The organism is Pseudomonas sp. Choline-02u-1 (assembly GCF_002836515.1).
Lineage (GTDB): Bacteria > Pseudomonadota > Gammaproteobacteria > Pseudomonadales > Pseudomonadaceae > Aquipseudomonas.
In genome coordinates this window covers 97,847-118,231 of sequence record NZ_PJBC01000064.1, presented here as the reverse complement: position 1 = coordinate 118,231, position 20,385 = coordinate 97,847, and the positions used below count along the sequence as shown (strand labels likewise).

The 20,385-nt window shown below is 62.0% G+C and carries 24 protein-coding genes; 13 read left to right on the top strand and 11 right to left on the bottom strand.

The window, feature by feature from the left end; genetic code table 11:
* Positions 1-4: 4 nt before the first annotated feature.
* The 4 genes from CXF97_RS21180 to CXF97_RS21160 form a co-directional block, all read right to left on the bottom strand.
* On the bottom strand, positions 5-1,270 hold the full coding sequence (locus tag CXF97_RS21180; protein ID WP_101160735.1) for an ABC transporter permease: 1,266 nt from the start codon (positions 1,268-1,270) through the stop codon (positions 5-7).
* A gap of 1 nt (position 1,271) precedes the next feature.
* Complete coding sequence (locus tag CXF97_RS21175; protein WP_101160733.1) at positions 1,272-1,982, bottom strand: ABC transporter ATP-binding protein; 711 nt, start codon at positions 1,980-1,982, stop codon at positions 1,272-1,274.
* 127 nt (positions 1,983-2,109) lie between these two features.
* Positions 2,110-2,703, bottom strand: a complete 594-nt coding sequence (locus CXF97_RS21165) for a DUF2796 domain-containing protein (protein WP_101160730.1) — start codon at positions 2,701-2,703, stop codon at positions 2,110-2,112.
* Between the two features lie 155 nt (positions 2,704-2,858).
* Entirely contained in the window at positions 2,859-3,425 is a 567-nt protein-coding gene (locus tag CXF97_RS21160) for a hypothetical protein (RefSeq protein WP_024014498.1), read from the bottom strand.
* 128 nt (positions 3,426-3,553) lie between these two features.
* Between CXF97_RS21160 and CXF97_RS21155 the strand changes: the two genes are divergently transcribed.
* A complete protein-coding gene (locus CXF97_RS21155) occupies positions 3,554-3,913 on the top strand; it encodes a hypothetical protein (RefSeq protein WP_101160727.1) in 360 nt (119 codons plus the stop codon).
* 4 nt (positions 3,914-3,917) lie between these two features.
* Here CXF97_RS21155 and trxA read toward each other — a convergent pair whose 3' ends face one another.
* The 3 genes from trxA to CXF97_RS21140 form a co-directional block, all read right to left on the bottom strand.
* The gene (gene trxA / locus CXF97_RS21150) at positions 3,918-4,790 is read right to left on the bottom strand and encodes a thioredoxin (RefSeq protein WP_101160723.1); all 873 of its coding nucleotides are present in this window, start codon (positions 4,788-4,790) and stop codon (positions 3,918-3,920) included.
* A gap of 181 nt (positions 4,791-4,971) precedes the next feature.
* Positions 4,972-5,628 (bottom strand): methyltransferase, encoded by a 657-nt coding sequence (locus CXF97_RS21145; RefSeq protein WP_101160721.1) that lies wholly within the window; start codon positions 5,626-5,628, stop codon positions 4,972-4,974.
* Positions 5,625-6,089, bottom strand: coding sequence for a YbaY family lipoprotein (locus tag CXF97_RS21140; RefSeq protein ID WP_101160804.1), 465 nt, complete (start codon positions 6,087-6,089; stop codon positions 5,625-5,627). The genes CXF97_RS21145 and CXF97_RS21140 overlap by 4 nt, the downstream gene beginning before the upstream one ends.
* Before the next feature lie 128 nt (positions 6,090-6,217).
* Between CXF97_RS21140 and nrdR the strand changes: the two genes are divergently transcribed.
* The 12 genes from nrdR (at position 6,218) to CXF97_RS21080 (ending at position 15,034) form a co-directional block, all read left to right on the top strand.
* Positions 6,218-6,682, top strand: coding sequence for a transcriptional regulator NrdR (gene nrdR, locus CXF97_RS21135; protein WP_007910946.1), 465 nt, complete (start codon positions 6,218-6,220; stop codon positions 6,680-6,682).
* Positions 6,679-7,812 (top strand): bifunctional diaminohydroxyphosphoribosylaminopyrimidine deaminase/5-amino-6-(5-phosphoribosylamino)uracil reductase RibD, encoded by a 1,134-nt coding sequence (ribD, locus tag CXF97_RS21130; protein ID WP_101160718.1) that lies wholly within the window; start codon positions 6,679-6,681, stop codon positions 7,810-7,812. The genes nrdR and ribD overlap by 4 nt, the downstream gene beginning before the upstream one ends.
* Before the next feature lie 47 nt (positions 7,813-7,859).
* Positions 7,860-8,522: a riboflavin synthase gene (locus CXF97_RS21125; protein WP_101160715.1), complete on the top strand. Its 663-nt coding sequence runs from the start codon at positions 7,860-7,862 to the stop codon at positions 8,520-8,522.
* A gap of 21 nt (positions 8,523-8,543) precedes the next feature.
* Positions 8,544-9,635, top strand: coding sequence for a bifunctional 3,4-dihydroxy-2-butanone-4-phosphate synthase/GTP cyclohydrolase II (gene ribBA, locus CXF97_RS21120; RefSeq protein ID WP_039761895.1), 1,092 nt, complete (start codon positions 8,544-8,546; stop codon positions 9,633-9,635).
* A 91-nt stretch (positions 9,636-9,726) separates the two neighbouring features.
* Entirely contained in the window at positions 9,727-10,203 is a 477-nt protein-coding gene (ribE, locus tag CXF97_RS21115) for a 6,7-dimethyl-8-ribityllumazine synthase (RefSeq protein ID WP_003228649.1), read from the top strand.
* Entirely contained in the window at positions 10,200-10,700 is a 501-nt protein-coding gene (gene nusB, locus CXF97_RS21110; RefSeq protein ID WP_024014489.1) for a transcription antitermination factor NusB, read from the top strand. Before ribE ends, nusB begins: the two co-directional genes overlap by 4 nt.
* A 27-nt stretch (positions 10,701-10,727) precedes the next feature.
* Positions 10,728-11,693, top strand: a complete 966-nt coding sequence (thiL, locus tag CXF97_RS21105) for a thiamine-phosphate kinase (protein ID WP_101160712.1) — start codon at positions 10,728-10,730, stop codon at positions 11,691-11,693.
* The gene (locus CXF97_RS21100; RefSeq protein ID WP_101160709.1) at positions 11,690-12,193 is read left to right on the top strand and encodes a phosphatidylglycerophosphatase A; all 504 of its coding nucleotides are present in this window, start codon (positions 11,690-11,692) and stop codon (positions 12,191-12,193) included. Before thiL ends, CXF97_RS21100 begins: the two co-directional genes overlap by 4 nt.
* Before the next feature lie 25 nt (positions 12,194-12,218).
* Positions 12,219-12,956 carry an ABC transporter substrate-binding protein gene (locus CXF97_RS21095; RefSeq protein WP_101160707.1) on the top strand — a complete coding sequence of 246 codons (738 nt, stop codon included), beginning with the start codon at positions 12,219-12,221 and terminating at the stop codon, positions 12,954-12,956.
* 244 nt (positions 12,957-13,200) lie between these two features.
* Complete coding sequence (ribA, locus tag CXF97_RS21090; RefSeq protein WP_101160704.1) at positions 13,201-13,818, top strand: GTP cyclohydrolase II; 618 nt, start codon at positions 13,201-13,203, stop codon at positions 13,816-13,818.
* Positions 13,815-14,234, top strand: coding sequence for an MFS transporter (locus CXF97_RS21085; protein ID WP_101160701.1), 420 nt, complete (start codon positions 13,815-13,817; stop codon positions 14,232-14,234). Before ribA ends, CXF97_RS21085 begins: the two co-directional genes overlap by 4 nt.
* Positions 14,234-15,034, top strand: a complete 801-nt coding sequence (locus CXF97_RS21080) for a cobalamin-binding protein (RefSeq protein WP_101160699.1) — start codon at positions 14,234-14,236, stop codon at positions 15,032-15,034. Before CXF97_RS21085 ends, CXF97_RS21080 begins: the two co-directional genes overlap by 1 nt.
* A gap of 137 nt (positions 15,035-15,171) precedes the next feature.
* Here the strand turns inward: CXF97_RS21080 and CXF97_RS21075 are convergent, their stop codons facing one another.
* The 4 genes from CXF97_RS21075 to CXF97_RS21060 form a co-directional block, all read right to left on the bottom strand.
* Positions 15,172-17,055, bottom strand: a complete 1,884-nt coding sequence (locus CXF97_RS21075; RefSeq protein ID WP_101160696.1) for a TonB-dependent receptor domain-containing protein — start codon at positions 17,053-17,055, stop codon at positions 15,172-15,174.
* 153 nt (positions 17,056-17,208) lie between these two features.
* Positions 17,209-19,107, bottom strand: a complete 1,899-nt coding sequence (dxs, locus tag CXF97_RS21070) for a 1-deoxy-D-xylulose-5-phosphate synthase (protein ID WP_101160694.1) — start codon at positions 19,105-19,107, stop codon at positions 17,209-17,211.
* A 91-nt stretch (positions 19,108-19,198) separates the two neighbouring features.
* The gene (gene ispA, locus CXF97_RS21065; protein WP_101160691.1) at positions 19,199-20,086 is read right to left on the bottom strand and encodes a (2E,6E)-farnesyl diphosphate synthase; all 888 of its coding nucleotides are present in this window, start codon (positions 20,084-20,086) and stop codon (positions 19,199-19,201) included.
* The gene (locus CXF97_RS21060) at positions 20,083-20,325 is read right to left on the bottom strand and encodes an exodeoxyribonuclease VII small subunit (RefSeq protein WP_016772991.1); all 243 of its coding nucleotides are present in this window, start codon (positions 20,323-20,325) and stop codon (positions 20,083-20,085) included. The genes ispA and CXF97_RS21060 overlap by 4 nt, the downstream gene beginning before the upstream one ends.
* Between the last annotated feature and the right edge of the window lie 60 nt (positions 20,326-20,385).

Sequence of the window (20,385 nt, the reverse complement as noted above, 5' to 3'; positions counted from 1 at the left end):
ATCCTCATAAACGGATCGACAGGCCATCGGCCACTGATTGGCGATACGCGCGCCAGGCCGGCACGCTGCCCATCAGCAGCGCGGCCGCCAGAATGCCACCGAGCAGCGTCCATTCATACTCGCTCGGCCATGCCAGCGGCAGGTACAAGCCGTAATTGGCCTGCACGTAACCTTGCGCAGCGGCGATGCCGATGTACAGCAACGCGAGCCCGGCAATCACCCCGGTCAGCGCCAAAGCAAAGGCTTCCAGCAGCAGCAGACTTGCGATGTGCCACGGTCGCGCGCCCACCGAACGCAGAATCGCCATCTCGCGGCGGCGCTCGTTGAGGCTGGTGAGAATTGCCGTGAGCATACCGATCAACCCGGTCAGCACGACGAACAGCGAGACCACGAACAGCGCTTTTTCAGCGGTGCTCATCAGGCTCCACAATTCCTGCAAGGCCACGCCCGGCAGAATCGCCAGCATCGGCTCGCCCCGGTATTCGTTGATGTCGCGTTGCAGGGCGAAGGTGGAAATCTTGCTGTTGAGGCCGAGCATGAACGCGGTGATCGCTTGCGGCGTCAGGTCCATGTTGCGCGCCTGATCAGCGCTGATCCGCCCGTTGCCGCGCGCCGGTACACCGTTGTGCCAATCGATGTGAATCGCTTCCATGCCGCCGAGGCTGATGTGCAGCGTGCGGTCCACCGGCGTGCCGGTGCGCTGCAGGATGCCGACCACGGTGAACGGTTTGTCGTCGTGCTTGACCAGGCTGATCGCCGCCACGCCGTGGGCCAGTACCAATTTGTCGCCGAGCTTGTAGTGCAGGGCTTCGGCCACTTCGGCGCCGAGCACCACTTCGAACGGATCTGTCGCAAACGCACGTCCGTCGGCCAGCGCCAAGTGCTGCCGGCGACCGTACTGGTAGTGCTCGAAGTAGGCTTCGGTGGTGCCCATCACGCGATAACCGCGATGGGAATCGCCGAGGGACATCGGGATCGCCCACTTCACTTTCGGGTTGCTGGCGAAATGTTCAAAGCTGTCCCAGCGAATGTTGTTAGTGGCATTGCCGATGCGAAACACCGAGTACAACAGCAGGTTTACCGAACCGGAGCGCGCGCCGACAATCAAGTCGGTGCCGCTGATGGTGCTGGCGAAACTGGCTTTGGCTTCGGTGCGCACGCGCTCGACCGCCAGCAGCAAGCACACTGATAAAGCGATGGCGAACGCGGTGAGCAACGCGGTGAAACGGCGATTGGCCAGGCTGGCCATGGCCAGACGAAACAGATACATCTCAAACCTCGGCAGACGTAGCGGCGCGATTGAGTTCGGCCAGGGACAGGTGACGATCGAACAGCGGCGCCAGGCTCTGGTCATGGCTGACGAACAACAGACTCGACCCGGCCTCGCGGCACTCGGCGAACAACAGCCGAATGAAATTCTCGCGGGCGTCGTAATCCAGCGCTGACGTCGGTTCGTCGGCGATCACCAGTTCCGGTTGGCCGATCAGTGCGCGCGCGGCGGCGACCCGTTGTTGCTGGCCGATCGACAATGAATCGGCGCGCCGGCTGAGGATGCTTTCGTCCTTCAAACCCAAATGGGCGAGCAAGGTCGCGGCGGCCTGGTCGACACTGCCGTGACGCTGTTTCGCTCGCTGGGCGCGCAGTTTCGAAAAATGACAGGGCAGTTCGACGTTCTCGCGCACCGAAAGAAACGGCAACAGATTGAATTGCTGGAAAATGTAGCCGGTGTGATCGACACGAAAGGTGTCGCGAGCACCGGCGGAGAGCTCGGTCAGTTCCTGGCCGAGCAGGCGAATGCTGCCACGGCCCGGCTTCTGCACCCCGCCAAGCAAGCCGAGCAGAGTGGTCTTGCCGCTGCCGCTGGGGCCTTTGAGGAACAGGGTTTCGCCGGCTTCCAGACGAAACGCCGGGATGTCCAGCAGCGGCGGGTGACCGGGCCAGTTGAAGCCCAGGTTTGCGAGTTCGATGAGTGCTTGGGTCATGGCGCCGATTTCATGGTTGGACACGGATCTCTGTAGGAGCTGCCGAAGGCTGCGATCTTTTGATCTTGATCTGCACAATCAAAAGATCGCAGCCTTCGGCAGCTCCTACAGGGGATCTTCATTCGCTTCAGAATTTCAGCGCAGCCGATTTCGCCGTCACTTCCGCGCCTTGCTGGCCGCTGGCGCTGATCAGTTGTACCTGAATCTTCTGCGTCGCCGGGAAGGTCTTGAAGATGTTCGCCAGATCCAGCGTGTTCAGCGCCCCCGGTGCGGCGCAGTTGAACTGGTAATGCGCATGGATTTCGCTGTGGTCGTGGTGATGCTCGTGACCGTCCTTGTCCGCTTCATCTTCGTCGTGATCGTCGGCATCCGGCTTGTCGCCGAACAGCGGGCTTTCCAGTTCCTGGCTGACCACCTTGCAACCGGCCGCAGCGGGCAGACTGAACAGGGCCAATGGTTTTTCCAGTTGCGCACGAGCGGCAGCGACTTTGGCCTTGTCGGTATCGGACGTCGCGGCGTGTTCAAAACCCACCAGATTCATCGCCGGGCTTTCCAGCTCAAGCTCCAGGGTCTGACCATCGAGCGCGGCGTTCAGCCGACCCACACCATGTTCGTGAGCGCCGAGGCTGCCGTGCTCATGATCGTGATCGTGCTCATCAACCGCATGGGCAGCGGCCAGCGGCAACAGGGCAAACGGCAAAGCGAGCAACAGACGACGCATGACGGACTCCGAGAAAAATGAAAAGGTTGTTATGTAATCTTATAACGAAAGTGCGCAGAGTGTGCCCGTGCGCTTGAGATTGCGCAAGACGTGGCTAAGCACCGCCCGGGATGAGTTCGCGGGCGGTGCTGGGATTGGATGTCATGCTTGCAGAATCAGAAGCCTGCGCCGGGATAGTCGAACCAATAGTGTCCCGAAAGAACATCGTTGATCAGATTTGCGTCGAGCACGCTCGGGGCATCGCGACTGAAACGCTGTCGCCAAGCCGGAAGCCACCAGTAGTTGATGGCTGTTCCGCGCGGAAATACCACCAGAGTCAGCACCTCCTTATCCATTTTGCCCTGCGTGTAGAGTTGATGACTGCGATCCATCAGGGCCATGTACTGGTCGATTGGCAGTCTGAACATCAGTGCCATGGTGAAGATTTTTTCACTCTGACTGAACGCCGGACTCTGCAGTACCCGCAATGCTTCGCAAGTGTGTGAATTCGGTTGACTCGCTATGCTCTGGCCTTCGGGGGTTGAAAGTATGTCGAAACGATCATCCATGTCTCGCCAGTCGGTCCGGCTATTGCGCTCAAAGTAATCACGAATGACAAGGGTCAGTGGACCTGCAGTTTCCCCATCAGCGGGACAAGCCGAAAGATCGGCAGGCAACCAGATGCGCCATGCCACGATGAGCAAAAACGGAATTATGAGGAGGAGCGAATAAGGGCGTTTCATTACATGGTGCTGTGAGAAAAAGAACACTCTAGATGAATGCTCGATAACCGCCACACTGGACGACTTTACTTGGCGTTGCACAAGTCCCATGGGAGCATGCAGGTCAGAAAAGTGCGGGAGCGAACTCGATGTTGCGGATACGCGGAATGGTCGGCGAGGTGCCGGTGGATTTGACGGTGGAGCTGGATGACAGCGATTGGGCGAGGCTGGGTTCCGCGTTAAGCGGGCAGGCGCCGGTTGCGCAGTCTGAGACAGTGGCGTCGGCTTCGGCGGCGAAGCCGGTGAATCAGGATGATGCGCTGTGGCAGGTGGCCAAAGACTTGTTGCGCAAGGCCGGCCAGCTCAGTGGGCCGGATCTGCTCGAGCAACTGGAAGCGCTGACCGGCAGTGCGGCGGCGGGCAAGCGTTTGCTCGTGCGTTTACGCCACAGTTCCGAAGTGAAGGTGGCGAGCGGCGGGGATACGCCGCTCTATAGCTGGATCGGGTAAGGCCTTAATACAGCGCCGCAAACACTTTGCGACGGTAAGCCGTCACCAACGGATGATCATTGCCCAGCAGTTCGAACACTTGCAGCAGAGTCTTGTGTGGCAACCCTTCGCCGTAGCTGCGGTTGCGGATGAACAGTTTGAGCAGGGCGTCCAGGGCCGCGTCGTACTGCTGGCGCGCCAGTTGCTGGATCGCCAGTTGGTACACCGCTTCATCATCCTGAGGATTTTGCGCCAGGCGGCTTTTCAGGTCGGCGGCGTCCGGTAGGTCGCGGGCGAGGCCGAGGAAGTGGATCTGCGCTTTGGCACCGGCCAGTGCGGCTTTGTGTTCATCGCTCTTGACCGCGTCGAGCACAGTTTGCGCTTCGCCCAGCTCACCGCGCTCGGTCAGGCAACGGGCATAAAGGATCAGCGCTTTGGCGTTGGTGTTGTCTTCATTGAGCAGGGCGACCAGCGCCGCTTCGGCCTCGGCGAAGTGACCGTCGTCGAACATCGCCTGAGCCTGTTCGAACGGGTCGGCAGCGGCCGGCGGGGGCATCTGCACATGCGGTTCAAGCAGGGCGCGCACGGCGGACTCCGGTTGTGCGCCGGCGAAACCGTCGACCGGTTGCCCGTCCTTGAACAGCACCACGGTCGGCAGGCTGCGAATGCCGAAGCGGGCGACGATGTCCTGCTCGACGTCGCAATTGACCTTGGCCAGCAGCAACTCGCCTTGATAGCTCTCGGCAATGCCTTGCAGCATCGGCATCAGCGCCTTGCACGGCGCACACCACTTGGCCCAGAAATCCACCAGCACCGGTTTGTTGAAGGAGGCTTCGATCACTGACTGGTCGAAATCGGCAGTCGTGGCGTCGAAGATGTACGGCGTTTGCTGACTCATGGAGGATCTCGTAAAAGCGTGGATGGGCTCACTATAAAGCTTCGCGAGGGGCTGCTGAAAGCTGTAACACTGATCGTTCCCATGCTCCGCGTGGGAATGCCTCCGGTGACGCTCTGCGTTACGCCGTACGAAGGGACGCGGAGCGTCCCGGGCTGCATTCCCACGCAGAGCGTGGGAACGATCATGCGCGGGGGGCGTGGTAAAGGCTCACATGCCGAAACTCTTCCGGCTCGGCCAGATCCGGCAAGGTCATCGCCTCGAGCATTTCAATTCGCTCATACAACGGGTGACGAAAATCCCGAACCCGCGAATCCGCCACCAGCGCCTCGCGGCCTCGACTGAGAAACGCATCGAGCAGCGGCAGGTTGGCGCGGTCGTACAGGACGTCGGCGACCAGAATCAGATCGAAGCGATCGGCCTCGGCAAAGAAATCCGTCGAATAACTCATCTGCACATCGTTGAGCTCGGCATTCGCCCGGCACGCGGCAATCGCCAGCGGATCGAGATCGCAGGCCACCACTTCCAGCGCTCCGGCCTTCACCGCCGCGATCCCGGCAATCCCCGAGCCGGCGCCGAAATCCAGCACGCGCTTGCCGCGCACCCACTCGGGACACTCAGCCAGGTAACGCGCCACGGCCAAGCCGCTGGCCCAGCAAAAACTCCAATAGGGTGGCTCGTGCAGGATGCGTTGGGTCTCTTCCTGGCTGAATTCGCGGGCCATGTTGTCGCCGTCGATCAACCACAACTGCAAATCGGTGCCGGGCAGCGTGCAGGCTTTGAGTCTGGCGTCGCCGAGCAATTCCCCCAAAGCCTGCTGCAGGTCGAGCGGTGCCTTCATGGTGCTTTGACAAATTGCAGCTGGCCCAGAGCCTGAGTGGTCGGTTGAGTGATCGTCTGCGACGGCAGATGCAGAATCAGTTGCCCGGACTGGCTGGCGCGACCGCGCAGCTCAACTCGCGCGCCGACCGGAAACGCTTCGGGGTTGAAGCGCAGATGAAACGGCAGGACCTGGTTGTTGCCGATCAGGCTGGAACTGGCGAGCAGCTGTTGCGGGCGATCCTTTGTGTCGATCACCAGCAGCGCCAGTTCGACTTCGGCGCCAGCGGGCACGCCTTGCAGGGTGCCGCTCAGTTCGCGCTGATGGGCTGGCAGCGGGCCGAGTTCGGCGGCCTCTTTGGCTTTTTTCTGCGCCTGCTGCGGCGCAGGACCTGGCGTCGGCGGTTGCGGCTTGGGTGCGTCGCTGCCACAGGCCACCAGCAGGCTGAAAAGACTGAGCAGAACGAGCGGACGTAACGGCATTGGAGGCTCCGGCAGAATGAATTCCATGGATCAGACGATCATGCCGTTCTGTATACCGCAAAGCCTATGGCTTGTCTTGCCACGGGGATGCGCTACCATGGCCCTCCCATTTTTTGTTGCCAGCCACCATGCACTGTCCCTTCTGCGGTGCCAACGACACCAAGGTCATCGACTCGCGTCTGGTCGCCGAGGGCGAACAGGTGCGCCGCCGGCGTGAATGCCTGGCCTGCGGCGAACGTTTCACGACGTTCGAGACGGCCGAACTGGTGTTGCCGCGCCTGATCAAAACCGACGGCAGCCGCCAACCGTTCGACGAAGAAAAATTGCGCGCCGGCATGCAGCGCGCGCTGGAGAAACGTCCTGTCAGCGTCGAGCGCCTCGAATCCTCTCTGGTCCACATCAAGCACAAGCTGCGCGCCACCGGCGAGCGCGAGGTCAAGTCCCTCGTGGTCGGCGAATTGGTGATGGCCGAGTTGCAAAAGCTCGATGAAGTCGCCTACATCCGTTTTGCCTCGGTGTACAAGCGCTTTCAGGATCTCAATGAGTTCCGCGAAGAGATCGACCGCCTCGCCCGCGAACCGGTGAAAGAATGACCACCGCCGCCGAGCAGGCGATCCTCGACGCGCATTTCATGGCCCGCGCGCTGGAACTGGCGCGCAAAGGTCACTACACCACCCATCCCAATCCTCGGGTCGGTTGCGTGGTGGTGCGTGACGGGCAGATTGTCGGCGAAGGCTGGCATGAGCGCGCCGGCGAGCCCCATGCCGAAGTCCACGCCCTGCGCGCCGCTGGCACGCAGGCCCGGGGCGCCACGGCGTATGTCACCCTCGAACCTTGCAGCCACCACGGGCGTACCCCGCCGTGCGCCGATGCCTTGGTGACCGCTGGCGTTGCCCGGGTCGTGGCGGCGATGCGCGATCCCAATCCGCAGGTCGCCGGGCGCGGTTTGCAGCGCCTGACCGAGGCTGGTATTGCCACCGAAAGTGGTGTGCTGGAGGCTGAAGCACGCAAGCTCAATCAAGGTTTTCTGAAGCGCATGGAACATGGCTTGCCGTTCGTGCGGGTCAAGTTGGCCATGAGCCTCGACGGGCGCACGGCGATGGAAAGCGGCGAGAGCCAATGGATCACCGGCCCGGCGGCGCGTTCTGCGGTACAGCGTTTGCGCGCTGAGACGGCAGTAGTGCTGACCGGCGCCGACACGGTGTTGGCTGATGGCGCACGCTTGACCGTACGCGCGGACGAACTCGGTCTCGACAGCGAGCAAACTGCGCTGGCCATGAGTCGCCCGCCATTGCGCGTGTTGATCGATGGCCGCCTGCGGGTGCCGCTGGATGCGCCATTCTTCAAGGCCGGGCCGGCGCTGGTCGCCACCTGTGTCGCCGTCGAGGAGCAATACGCCAACGGCCCGGAATGCCTGATCGTGCCGGGTGAAGACGGCCAGGTCGACCTGCATCAATTACTTATCGAACTGGCCAGCCGTGGCACCAACGAGGTGTTGGTCGAGGCCGGTCCGCGACTGGCCGGGGCCTTTGCGCAACTGGGTCTGGTCGACGAATTCGTGATCTTCATTGCCGGCAAGTTCCTTGGCTCAACGGCGCGTCCGCTGCTCGACTGGCCGCTGGCGCAGATGAAAGATGCGCCGGAACTGAAAATCACTGAAATCCGCGCGGTGGGCGATGACTGGCGAGTCACTGCGATTCCTGTCCCTTCAGCCCGCGTATAATTCCCGGCCATTGCGTTAGCCCTGGCCCCGTTCTCAAGGAGAACCCCATGTTCACCGGCATCATCGAATCCATCGGCAGTATCCGCGCACTGACCCCAAAGGGCGGTGATGTGCGGGTGCACGTCGACACCGGCAAGCTCGACCTGAGCGACGTCAAACTGGGTGACAGCATTGCGGTCAACGGCGTTTGCCTGACCGCCGTCGAGTTGCCGGGCAATGGTTTTGCTGCCGACGTCAGCCGCGAAACGCTCGATTGCACCGCCATGAATGACCTGAAAAGCGGCAGCCCGGTCAATCTGGAAAAAGCCCTGACACCGACCACTCGCCTCGGCGGGCATCTGGTCAGCGGTCACGTCGATGGCGTCGGCGAAGTGGTATCGCGTAGCGACAATGCCCGCGCTGTGGAATTTCGCATCCGCGCACCGAAAGAGCTCGCCAAGTACATCGCCCACAAAGGCTCGATCACCGTGGACGGCACCAGCCTGACCGTGAACGAAGTCGATGGCGCCGAATTCATGCTGACGATTATTCCGCACACCCTCAGCGAAACCATCATGGCTTCGTACAAACCGGGCCGCCGGGTGAATCTGGAAGTCGACCTGCTGGCGCGTTATCTGGAACGTCTACTGCTGGGTGACAAGGCTGCAGAAAAGACCGCCGGCAGCACCATCACCGAAAGCTTTCTGGCCCAAAACGGCTACCTCAAATAATTCAAGAGAAGGGGGTGCCTTGTGGCGCTCAATAGCATCGAAGAACTGGTTGAAGACATCCGCCAAGGCAAGATGGTCATCCTCATGGATGACGAAGACCGCGAGAACGAAGGCGACCTGATCATGGCCGCCGAGTGCTGCCAGGCCGAACACATCAACTTCATGGCCAAGCACGCCCGTGGCCTGATCTGCATGCCGATGAGCCGCGAGCGTTGTGAACTGCTGAAGCTGCCGCTGATGGCGCCGCGCAACGGTTCCGGTTTCGGCACCAAGTTCACCGTTTCGATCGAAGCTGCCGAAGGCGTGACCACCGGCATCTCCGCCGCCGATCGCGCGCGCACCGTGCAAGCGGCTGCCGCTAAAGACGCCAAGGCCGAAGACATCGTCAGCCCGGGCCACATCTTCCCGCTGATGGCCCAGGCCGGCGGTACCCTCGCTCGCGCCGGCCACACCGAAGCCGCTTGCGACCTGGCGCGCATGGCCGGTTTTGAGCCGAGCGGGGTGATCTGCGAGGTGATGAATGACGACGGCACCATGTCCCGTCGCGCTGAACTCGAAGCGTTCGCCGCCGAACACAACATCAAGATCGGCACCATCGCCGACCTGATCCACTATCGGATGATCCACGAACGTACCGTTCAGCGGATTGCCGAGCAGCCGCTGGACAGCGAACTGGGCCAATTCAACCTGGTGACCTATCGTGATTCGGTGGAAGGCGACGTGCACATGGCACTGACCCTGGGCACTGTTTGCGCCGAAGAGCCGACGCTGGTTCGCGTGCACAACATGGACCCGCTGCGCGACCTGCTGATGGTCAAGCAACCGGGCCGCTGGAGCCTGCGCGCCGCCATGGCTGCGGTCGCCGAGGCCGGCAGCGGTGTAGTGCTGCTGCTCGGTCACCCGCTCGATGGCGACGTGCTGCTGGCGCATATCCGTGAAACCGGTGAGCAGGCAGCGCCGAAAAAGCCGACCACTTACAGCATCGTCGGTGCCGGTTCGCAGATCCTGCGAGACCTCGGTGTGCGCAAAATGCGCTTGATGTCGGCACCAATGAAATTCAATGCGATATCCGGTTTCGATCTGGAAGTTGTAGAATACGTGCCCTCCGAATAATGACCGGCTGTTTCCGGACTCCGATTCGCGGCAAACAAATCACTGAGGGACGCGTAGCAGACGCGTCCCGGCTCTTTAAGAGAACTGACGAATGACCCTGAAGACCATCGAAGGTACCTTCATCGCCCCCAAAGGCCGCTACGCTCTGGTAGTGGGCCGCTTCAACAGCTTCGTGGTTGAAAGCCTGGTCAGCGGTGCCGTTGATGCCCTGGTTCGCCACGGCGTGAGCGAAAGCGACATCACCATCATCCGCGCACCGGGCGCCTTCGAAATCCCGCTGGTTGCGCAGAAAGTCGCGCAGAAAGGCGAGTTCGCAGCGATCATCGCCCTCGGCGCGGTCATTCGTGGCGGTACTCCGCACTTCGAATACGTGGCGGGCGAGTGCACCAAAGGCCTGGCTCAGGTCTCCATGGAATTCGGCGTACCGGTCGCGTTTGGCGTGCTGACCGTCGATTCCATTGAGCAAGCCATCGAACGTTCCGGCACCAAAGCCGGTAACAAAGGTGCCGAAGCTGCCCTGTCCGCTCTGGAAATGGTCAGCCTGCTGGCGCAGTTGGAGGCCAAGTGATTAGCGACGAAAGCGATCGTTTCAACCCGCGCGATCCGAAACCTGCGGATGCCGGCAAGCCGTCGAAAAGCGCCAAGCGTCGCGAAGCCCGTCAGCTCGCGACTCAAGCGCTGTACCAGTGGCACATGGCCCGGCAATCGCTGAACGAGATCGAAGCGCAGTTTCGCGTGGATAACGATTTCACCGATGTCGACGGCGCCTACTTCCGCGAAATCCTTCACGGGGTTCCGCAGTTCAAGACCGAAATCGACACCGCCCTGACGCCTTGCCTGGATCTGGCGATCGAAGAGCTGGACCCGGTTGAACTGGCGGTTCTGCGCCTGTCGACCTGGGAACTGCTCAAGCGCGTCGACGTGCCGTACCGCGTGGTCATCAACGAAGGTATCGAGCTGGCCAAAGTGTTCGGTTCGACCGACGGCCACAAGTTCGTCAACGGCGTGCTCGACAAGCTGGCCCCGCGCCTGCGTGAAGCTGAAGTGAAGGCGTTCAAGCGCTGATCGGCGCTTGAACACTTTTTCTCGGCCATGGGCGAGTTTGAGCTGATCCGCAATTTCTTCGCCGCCGCGCCTTGTGCGCAGGGCGGCGAAGGCGTTGCTCTGGGGATCGGTGACGACTGCGCCTTGCTGGCGGTTCCCGCTGGCGAACAGCTGGCGGTTTCCACCGATACGCTGGTGGCCGGCGTGCATTTCGCCGACCCCTGCGATCCGTTTCTGCTCGGTCAGCGCTCGCTGGCCGTGGCGGTCAGCGATCTGGCCGCCATGGGCGCTGCGCCCGTTGCCTTTACCCTTGCCCTGACCTTGCCGACGGTGACTGCCGATTGGCTGCAAGCCTATGCCCGTGGTCTGAACCGCATGGCGCAAAGCTGCGGCGTGGCGCTGGTCGGTGGCGACACCACGCGCGGGCCGCTGAGCCTGACCGTCACCGTATTCGGCCGCGTACCGGCCGGCCAGGCGTTGACCCGCAGCGGCGCGCAGCCCGGCGATCTGCTTTGCGTCGGCGGCGAACTGGGCAATGCGGCCGGCGCCTTGCCGCTGGTGCTGGGGCAGCGTGATGCGGCGCCCGACATCGGCCAGGTGCTGCTTGATCATTACTGGTCACCGCAACCGCAACTGGCGCTCGGTCAGGCCCTGCGCGGCAAGGCCACGGCTGCGCTGGACATCTCCGACGGTCTGCTGGCCGATTGCGGGCATATCGCGCTGGCGTCGAAGGTGCGACTTGAGATTGAACGCGAGCGCGTACCGTTGTCGGATGCTTTAGTGGCGTTTCTCGGGCAACGCGGTGCCGAGCGCGCGGCACTGAGCGGCGGCGATGATTACGTGCTGGCTTTCACCTTGCCGTCCGCCGAGTTGCCGGCGCTGTTGGCTGACGGCTGGTCGATCCATGTGATCGGCCGGGTCAGCGACGGCCAGGGCGTGGCGCTGCTGGACCGCGACGGGCGCGACATCACCCCGCTAATTCGCGGCTACCAACATTTTCAGGAGACACCGTGACAGATCACCCGAAACAGGTCCCTGCCGAATTCGTGCCTCCTTCGGTCTGGCGCAATCCGTGGCATTTTCTCGCGTTCGGCTTCGGCTCCGGCACCTTGCCCAAGGCACCGGGCACGTGGGGCTCGCTGGTGGCGCTGCCGTTCATTCCGTTGTGGCAGATGCTGCCCGACTGGGGCTACTGGCTGATGCTGGGCATCACCATGCTGTTCGGCTTCTGGCTGTGCGGCAAAGTCGCTGACGATTTGCGTGTGCATGACCACGAAGGCATCGTCTGGGACGAAATGGTCGGGATGTGGATCACCCTGTGGCTGGTGCCGGAAGGCTGGTACTGGCTGCTCGCGGGTTTTCTGATGTTCCGCTTCTTCGATATTCTCAAGCCGTGGCCGATCCGCTGGATCGACAAGCACGTGCATGGCGGCGTCGGCATCATGCTCGACGACGTGCTGGCCGGAGTGTTCGCCTGGCTGGCGATGCAAGGGCTGGTTTGGGTATTCGCCTGATTCGTCTCAAGTGAGGAAATAACGGATGCTGCGACGCGGGTTGGCGCTGCTGGTTTTCGCTCTGCTGGGCACCGTTGCCCATGCGCAGGTGGCCGCGCCGACGCCTGCGGTCATCCATCTGGCCAGCGAAGACTGGGAAAATTACACCGCCGCCGATGGCCACGGTCTGGCCTGGGACGTGTTGCGCAAAGTCTTCGAGCCGGCCGGGGTCAAGTTGGACATTCGCACCGTGCCGTACACCCGTTCCATCGGGTTGGCGCAGTTGAAGGAAATCGACGCGCAGGTCGGCTCCTACCGCAACGAAGCCGAGCACTTGGTGTACCCGCAGTGGAATTTCGATTCCGATCACGTCTACGCATTGGGCCTGGCCAGCAGTCCGGCGCCGACCCAGGCGAATTTGGGTAAATACCGCCTGGCCTGGGTGCGCGGCTACCGCTACGAAAACTACCTGCCGAACATCAAGCGCTTCAATCAGATCGAGCGGCGTACCGGTATTTTGCTGATGCTCAAGCAGGGACGGGCCGATTACTACATCGACGCGCTGACCGAGGTTCAAGCCGTGGTGCGCGATGCGGCGGATCCGGCGCAGTACCGTTATTCGCATCTGGCTGAACTGCCGCTGTTTCTCGGTTTCGCCGATACCCCACAGGCTCGCGCGTTGATGGCGCTGTATGACCGGCGCATGACGGAACTGGTCAAGAGCGGGGAGCTACAGCCGATCTTCGAGAAGTGGCAGCAGCCGTACCCGTTCAACCCGAACTGAAGCCCAACACAAATCCCTGTAGGAGCTGACGAGTGCAACGAGGCTGCGATCTTTTGATCTGCTGCTTGTAGATCAAGATCAAAAGATCGCAGCCTCGTTGCACTCGACAGCTCCTACAAGGAGCGGGAGTGTCATCAAACTTTTTGATCGTTATGCCCGATAATTCAGCCTAAGCGTCTACAGGAACCTGCTGTTACAATGCCGGCCTGCGAATTTTCAGAATTTTTAGATCAGGAGCACACCGGTGCCTGTCGTCTTTGTTGCCGCTTGCAAGCTGCCAACGCCTTATGCGCAATTCACCATGCACGGGTTTCTCGATGAATCCACCGGCCGCGAGCACGTCGTGCTGAGCCTGGGTGAAATTGCCGACGGCGCTCCGGTACTCGGCCGTTTGCACTCCGAATGCCTGACCGGCGATGCCTTGTTCAGCCAGCGTTGCGACTGCGGTTCGCAACTGGACGCCGCTCTGCAGGCGATCGCCCGCGAAGGCCGTGGCGTGCTGCTGTATCTGCGTCAGGAAGGTCGCGGCATTGGTCTGCTGAACAAGATCCGTGCCTACGAATTGCAGGACGGCGGCGCCGACACCGTGGAAGCCAACGAGCGTCTGGGCTTTGCCGCCGATCAGCGCGATTACGCCATGTGCCTGCCGATGCTCGAGCATCTGGGCGTGAAAGCCCTGCGCCTGATGACCAACAACCCGCGCAAGGTCAAAGCGCTGACCGACATGGGCATCGTCGTTGCCGAGCGCGTGCCGCTGCACACCGGCCACAACCCGCACAACAAACTGTACCTGGCGACCAAGGCCAGCAAGCTCGACCACATGATGGGCAATGAGCATCAGGGCGAGGTCGACCGCGCGTGACCCGCGGCCAGGTGCGGCGGCGGTTGGCGGTGGCCTGGTGGCAATACCTGGCGCTGGCGCTGTTGCCGCTGTTCGTACTCAACGCGTTGTTCGGCGAAGGCCAGGGCCTCTTGCCGGTGCTGGCGATGCCTTTGTTCATCGCCGGCGTGGCCTCGATGTTTGTCAGCCTGAAGTATTTCGGCCGTTACAAACACGCATTGATCGCCACGCAAAAATCTCTCGATACCGCCGATGAACCCGCCGCCTGGATCGCCCTCGCGGCGCGTCGGCGTGCGGCGTTTCTGGTGGCGTCTTTGCCAGCGTGGATTGGCGCGCTGGCGGTCTTCGTCGGCCTCGAAGCCGTGCCGTTGATGCTGCTGGCGCTGTCCACCGCCGTGCTCTTCTACCTCTACCGTATTCCGCGTCAACTCGGCTGATGTCTCGCCTGTGGCTGGCGGTTCTGCTGCTCGTGCTGAGCAGCCCGGCGCTGGCCGCATTGCGGGTGGTCAGCCTCGCGCCCTCGCTGTCTGAAATCGTCGTTGAACTGGATTCTGCCGACTTGCTGGTCGGCGTGCTCGATGCTGGCGAGCGGCCGGCGGCGATTGCCGATGTTCCGTCTGTGGGTCGCTATGGCCAGCTCGACATGGAACGCTTGCTCAGCCTGAAACCGGATTTGCTGTTGCTCTGGCCCGCAAGCGTAGGCGCGGGGCAGCGTGATCTGCTCAAGCGCCTGAACATTCCGATCTTTGTCGCCGAGCCGCACACATTGACGCAGCTCGCCGCACAGATTGAAGCCATTGCCGAACAGATCGGGCGTCCTGAACGCGGGGCGAAACGGGCGGCCGAATTGCGCGAGCAGCTGGACGATCTGCGCCAGCGTTATCGTCGAGACGTGCCGCTGCGGGTGTTTTATCAAGTCTGGGACAAGCCGCTGTACACCGTCGGTGGCGGACAGATCATCAGCGATGCGCTTGAGGTGTGCGGCGCGCGCAATGTGTTCGCCGACCTTGATCTCCCGGCGCCGCAGGTGAGTATCGAGGCGGTGTTGCAGCGTGATCCAGAAGTGATCGTCGCCGGTGATCAGGCACAGCTTGAAGCGTGGACGGCCTGGCCGCAGGTGGCAGCGGTGAGGCAGGGGAGACTGCTATTGGTCGCTGACAAGGGCCTCGAGCGACCGAGTGGGCAGATGATTAGCGCCACCGCCAAGCTTTGCCAATTGATTGCGCCTGACCGGTAGACCGCGTCGCCTGCATTCGCGAGCAAGCCCGCTCCCACATTTGATTGGTTTCAACCATGAATCTGTGGTGCACCGAGATTCATTGTGGGAGCGGGCTTGCTCGCGAAGAGGCCAGTCAATCCAGCACAAATCAAGGATCAGAGTTCAGGCGTCCAGGTCACCCCGAACATCCACGCCCGACCTTCCTCCCGATAGCCATACTGCCCGCCTTCATAGCTGTAATTCGCCCGGCTGTAGCCCTTGTCCAGCAGGTTGTCGACCTTCAGATCCAGCTTGATCTCACGAGTAAGCGCCCAACTGCTGCGCAGTCCGAGTGTGCCGTAGCCACCCAGCGACTGGGTGTTTTTCACGTCATCGTAACTGCCGCTGACCAATTGCCAACTGGCGCCCACTCCCAAGCGATCGAACTGCCGATCCACATCCCAACTGGCCGTGCGTCGCGCCCGTCGCGCAAGGGTATGCCCGGTATCGCGATCACGCGGATCGATGATCGCCACGCCAAGATTGCTCTGCCAGCCGAACAGCTCGTGTCTGAGCGCCGCTTCAAAGCCATTGATCCGCGCCGACGCGACGTTTTGCGGGCGTGAGTTGCTGCCGAAGATGATCGCGTCTTCCAGGTCGGTGCGGTAAATCGAGGTTTCCAGGCGCGCGCTATCGCTCAACTGGCTGCGCCATTGCAGTTCGTAGCTTTTCGAGGTTTCCGGTTTCAGGTCGGGATTGCTGAAGTCCGGGTAGTACAGGTCGTTGAAGGTCGGCGCGCGGAAACCTTCGCTGTAGCTCAGCAACAGGTCGTTGTCCGGATTGAGCGGCAGGGTGAAGGTGCCGCTCCAGGTGTTCTGGCTGCCGAACTGCTGATTGTCATCGTGGCGCAGGCCGATCTCGGTGGAGAAACTGTCGGCCTGATAGCGATGCTGGATGAACGCTGCGCGATTCCAGCGGCTGTCCTCGTCGAACGCAGTGCTGCTGTTGACCCGGTCTTCGTACCAGTCGCCGCCGAGGATAAGGCTGTTGCGCGCATCCAGCATAAGGTCGTTCTGCCAGTTCAGCGAGTCGCGATAGGTGTTGAACACGGTGCGCTCGTCGCTGAGCTTGTCGAAGGTCTTTTCGCGGTTTTCGCTGTGGCCGAATTCGACGCGGGTTTTCCAGGTTTCGTTGACTCGCGCATCGACATAACTGCTAAGGCTGCTGACGTTGAAATCGCTGTAGGGCTGTTGTTGCAGCGACTCGAACGTCACCGGGTCGAAGCGGCCGAACGGATTGTCGAACTCACTTTTGCCACGGTTATCCAGCAGATTGGCGCCGATTTCGATGTCCTCGTTCAGCGCGTGGCTGATGCTCAGGCTCAGGGATTTGTTGCGGTAGGCGTCGTGATCGCCGTCGCTGGGGTACGAGTCGTGAGTGCGGTCGATCCCGCCAGTTTCGTTGAGGCTGGCGCCGAGGTTGAAGCGGGTTTTCTCATCGCCTGCGGACAATCCAAGACTGCGCTCCCATGTCTGCTGACTGCCGAAGCCCAGATGCAGGCGTGGCTGCAAGCCTTGCTCGGTGCCGCGCCGGGTGAAGATCTGGATCACCCCGCCAATCGCGTCGCTGCCATAAATCACCGAACGCGAACCGCGCAGCACTTCGACGCGCTCGATCTGCTCGATGTTCAGATGCTGCAGGTTGCTGTCGCCGGAAGTCGAATTGCCGATGCGCTGGCCATCGACCAGCACCAGGCTCTGCGCCGATTGCGTGCCGCGAATGTAGATCCCCGGCAGACTGCCGCGCCCGCCAGTCTGCGCCACTTGCACGCCGGGCACGCGCCGCAGCAGATCGGGCACGTCGCTTGGTTGCAGGCGATCAATGTCTTCGCGGGTAAACACGGTGTTGGCGGCGCTGCTGTCGTTGCGCGCCTCGACCTGACGATTGGCGCTGATCAACGTGTCCGGCAGCTTCAGCGCCTGATCGCGCTCGAATGTATCGGCAAGGGCGCTGGCGGTTGGCAGCAGGAGGAAGGGCAGGGCGAGGCGCGAGAGGTTCATGGACAGTCCAACGGCAGTTTCAGGTGTTACACAAATCAAATGTGGGAGCGGGCTTGCTCGCGAAAGCGGTGAATCAGTCAACTCATCATCAACTGATCCGCCGCATTCGCGAGCAAGCCCGCTCCCACAGGGGTTATGCATGTACCCAGCAGTTTATTTTTTAAGCAGATCCAGGCGCCGACGAATCGACGCTTCGATCCCGGCTTCATCCAGACCGCATTCGGTCAACATCTGCGCAGGCTTCGCGTGCTCGACGTAAATATCCGGCAAGCCCAGGTGCAGCATCGACTTGAGGATGTTCTCGCGCGCGAGGAATTCGCTGACTGCGCCACCGGCGCCGCCCATGATCGCGTTTTCCTCAATGGTCACCAGCAGTTCGTGGCTGGCGGCGATTTCGCGAACCAGGGCTTCGTCCAACGGTTTGACGAAACGCATGTCGACCACGGTGGCATCGATCTTATCGGCGACTTTCAGCGCTTCGGCCAGTTGCACGCCAAACACCAGCAGGGCGACTTTGCTGCCCTGACGGCGGATTATGCCTTTACCGATTTCGATTGGCGTAAGGTCTTTCTCGATGGTCGCGTTCGGGCCGCTGCCGCGCGGGTAACGCACTGCCGCCGGGCCGTTGAACAGGTGACCAGTAGTGAGCATCTTGCGCAGTTCGTTTTCATCGCTCGGGGTCATGATGAGCATGCCCGGGATGCAGCGCAGGTACGACAGGTCGAAGCTGCCGGCGTGCGTCGGGCCGTCTTCGCCGACGAGACCGGCGCGGTCGATGGCAAACAGCACGTCGAGGTTCTGCACCGCGACATCGTGCACCAACTGGTCGTAACCGCGTTGCAGGAACGTCGAGTAGATCGCCACCACCGGTTTCGCGCCTTCACAGGCCATGCCAGCGGCGAACGTGACCGCGTGCTGTTCGGCAATCGCCACGTCGAAATAACGCTCGGGGAAACGCTCGCTGAATGCCACCAGATCCGAGCCTTCCTTCATCGCCGGGGTGATCCCGACCAGACGCGCATCAGCCGCCGCCATGTCGCACAGCCACTCGCCGAACACCGCCGAATACTTCGGCCCGCTGGCGGCTTTCGGCGCAGCGGCCGGAGCATCCAGTGGTTCGAGTTTGGTGATGGCGTGATAACCGATCGGGTCGACTTCCGCCGGGGCGAAGCCTTTGCCTTTCTTGGTGACGATGTGCAGGAACTGCGGGCCTTTGAGGTCACGCATGTTGCGCAGCGTCGCGATCAGGGTTGGCAGATCATGGCCGTCGATCGGGCCGATGTAGTTCCAGCCCAGTTCTTCGAACAGGGTGCCGGGGACCAGCATGCCCTTGGCATATTCTTCGGTGCGACGGGCGATTTCCCAGGCGCCGGGCAGGCGCGACAGGACTTTCTTGCTGCCTTCGCGCATGCTCGCGTAGGTGCGGCTGGACAGGATCTTCGCCAGATAATTCGACAACCCGCCGACGTTGCGCGAGATCGACATGTCGTTGTCGTTGAGGATCACCAGCATGTTGGCGTTGACTTCCGGCGCATGGTTGAGCGCTTCGAAAGCCATGCCGGCGGTCAGCGCGCCGTCGCCGATCACGGCGATAGCCTTGCGATCGCTGTCCTGCAGACGGGCGGCAATGGCCATGCCCAGCGCGGCACTGATCGAGGTGCTGGAGTGGCCGACGCCAAAAGTGTCGTACTCGCTCTCGGAGCGGCGCGGGAACGCGGCAATGCCGTCCTTCTGACGCAGGCTGGCCATGCGCTCGCGGCGACCGGTGAGGATCTTGTGCGGATACGCCTGATGCCCGACGTCCCACAGCAGACGGTCGTCCGGGGTGTCAAAGACATAATGCAGCGCGATGGTCAGCTCGATCACGCCCAGGCCGGCACCGAAATGCCCACCGGTCTGGCCGACCGTGTAGAGCAATTCCAGGCGCAACTCATCAGCCAGGGTTTCCAGCTCGGCTTCGCCTAACCGGCGCAGGCCGTCCGGCGTGTTCGCACGGTCGAGCAGGGGCGTGGTCGGGCGCTTGCGGGGAATCTCATGAAACGTCGTGGGCATCAGGCGAATCGTTATAGGTATAAAAGATGCGGCAGTTTACCTGATGCATCGCCCCCTGCCCACGCGTTGGTCTTTTTTGGCCGATACGCCGTCAGTTGCGCCGCTCGACGATATACCGGGCCAGCTCGCGCAACGGCTCGGCGGCCGCGTCAAACGGTCGCAGCGCCTGCAAGGCCTGATCGCGCAGTTCCAGCGCATAAGCCTTGGCGGCGTCGAGGCCGAGCAGGGCCGGGTAGGTCGGCTTGTCGCGGGCAATGTCGGCGCCCTGGCGTTTGCCGAGGGTCGCGGTATCGCTTTCCACGTCGAGGATGTCGTCCTGCACCTGAAAGGCCAGGCCGATGGCCTGTGCGTAAGTCTGCAACGCCTGAAGCTGATCAGGCTGGGCGCGGCCGCTGGCCAGGGCGCCAAGCTTGACGCTGACTTCAATCAGCGCGCCGGTCTTGTGCCGGTGCATCTGTTCCAGGGCTTGTTGATCGAGCTTGAGACCGACCGAGCCGAGATCGATGGCCTGCCCACCGACCATGCCGGCCGGGCCGGCTGCATGGGCCAGCGCTGTGACCATCTGCAGACGGATTTCGCTGCTGCAATCGCTCAGGCGCGGATCGAGCAGGGCGCTGAAGGCCAGGCTCTGCAAGCCGTCACCGGCGAGGATCGCGCAGGCTTCATCGAATTTCTTGTGGGTCGTCGGCTGGCCGCGACGCAGATCGTCGTCGTCCATGGCTGGCAAATCGTCATGCACCAACGAGTAGGCGTGGATCAACTCGACCGCACACGCCGCGCCGCTGGCCTGTTCAGCCTGGCCACCGAGGGCTTCGCACGCCGCGTAAGCCAGCAACGGGCGCACGCGTTTGCCGCCGTTCATCACGCTGTAGCGCATCGCTTCGTAGAGCCGCGCCAGTTCCGGTAGCGGCGCGTTGAACAGCGTCTCCAGCGCCGCGTTGACCCGGGCCTGACTGCTCGCCGAATACGCCGCGATCATTCTGGCTCATCCGCGTCGAAGGGTTCCTCGGCGAGTTCGCCATCACGCTCCAGCAGCACCTGCACTTTCTGCTCGGCCTGGGCCAGCGCCGCCTGGCAGTCACGGGTCAGGCCGATGCCCTGCTCGAAAGCGGTCAGCGAGTCTTCCAGCGACAATTCACCGTTCTCCAGACGCTCGACCAGTGTTTGCAGGTCGGCGAGGGATTGTTCGAAATCCAGTGCAGCTTTTTTGCGGGCCATGGCGGCAATTTCCGGTAGACGTTAAACCGGCGCGACACTAGCAGATAGGGGGGGTATGGG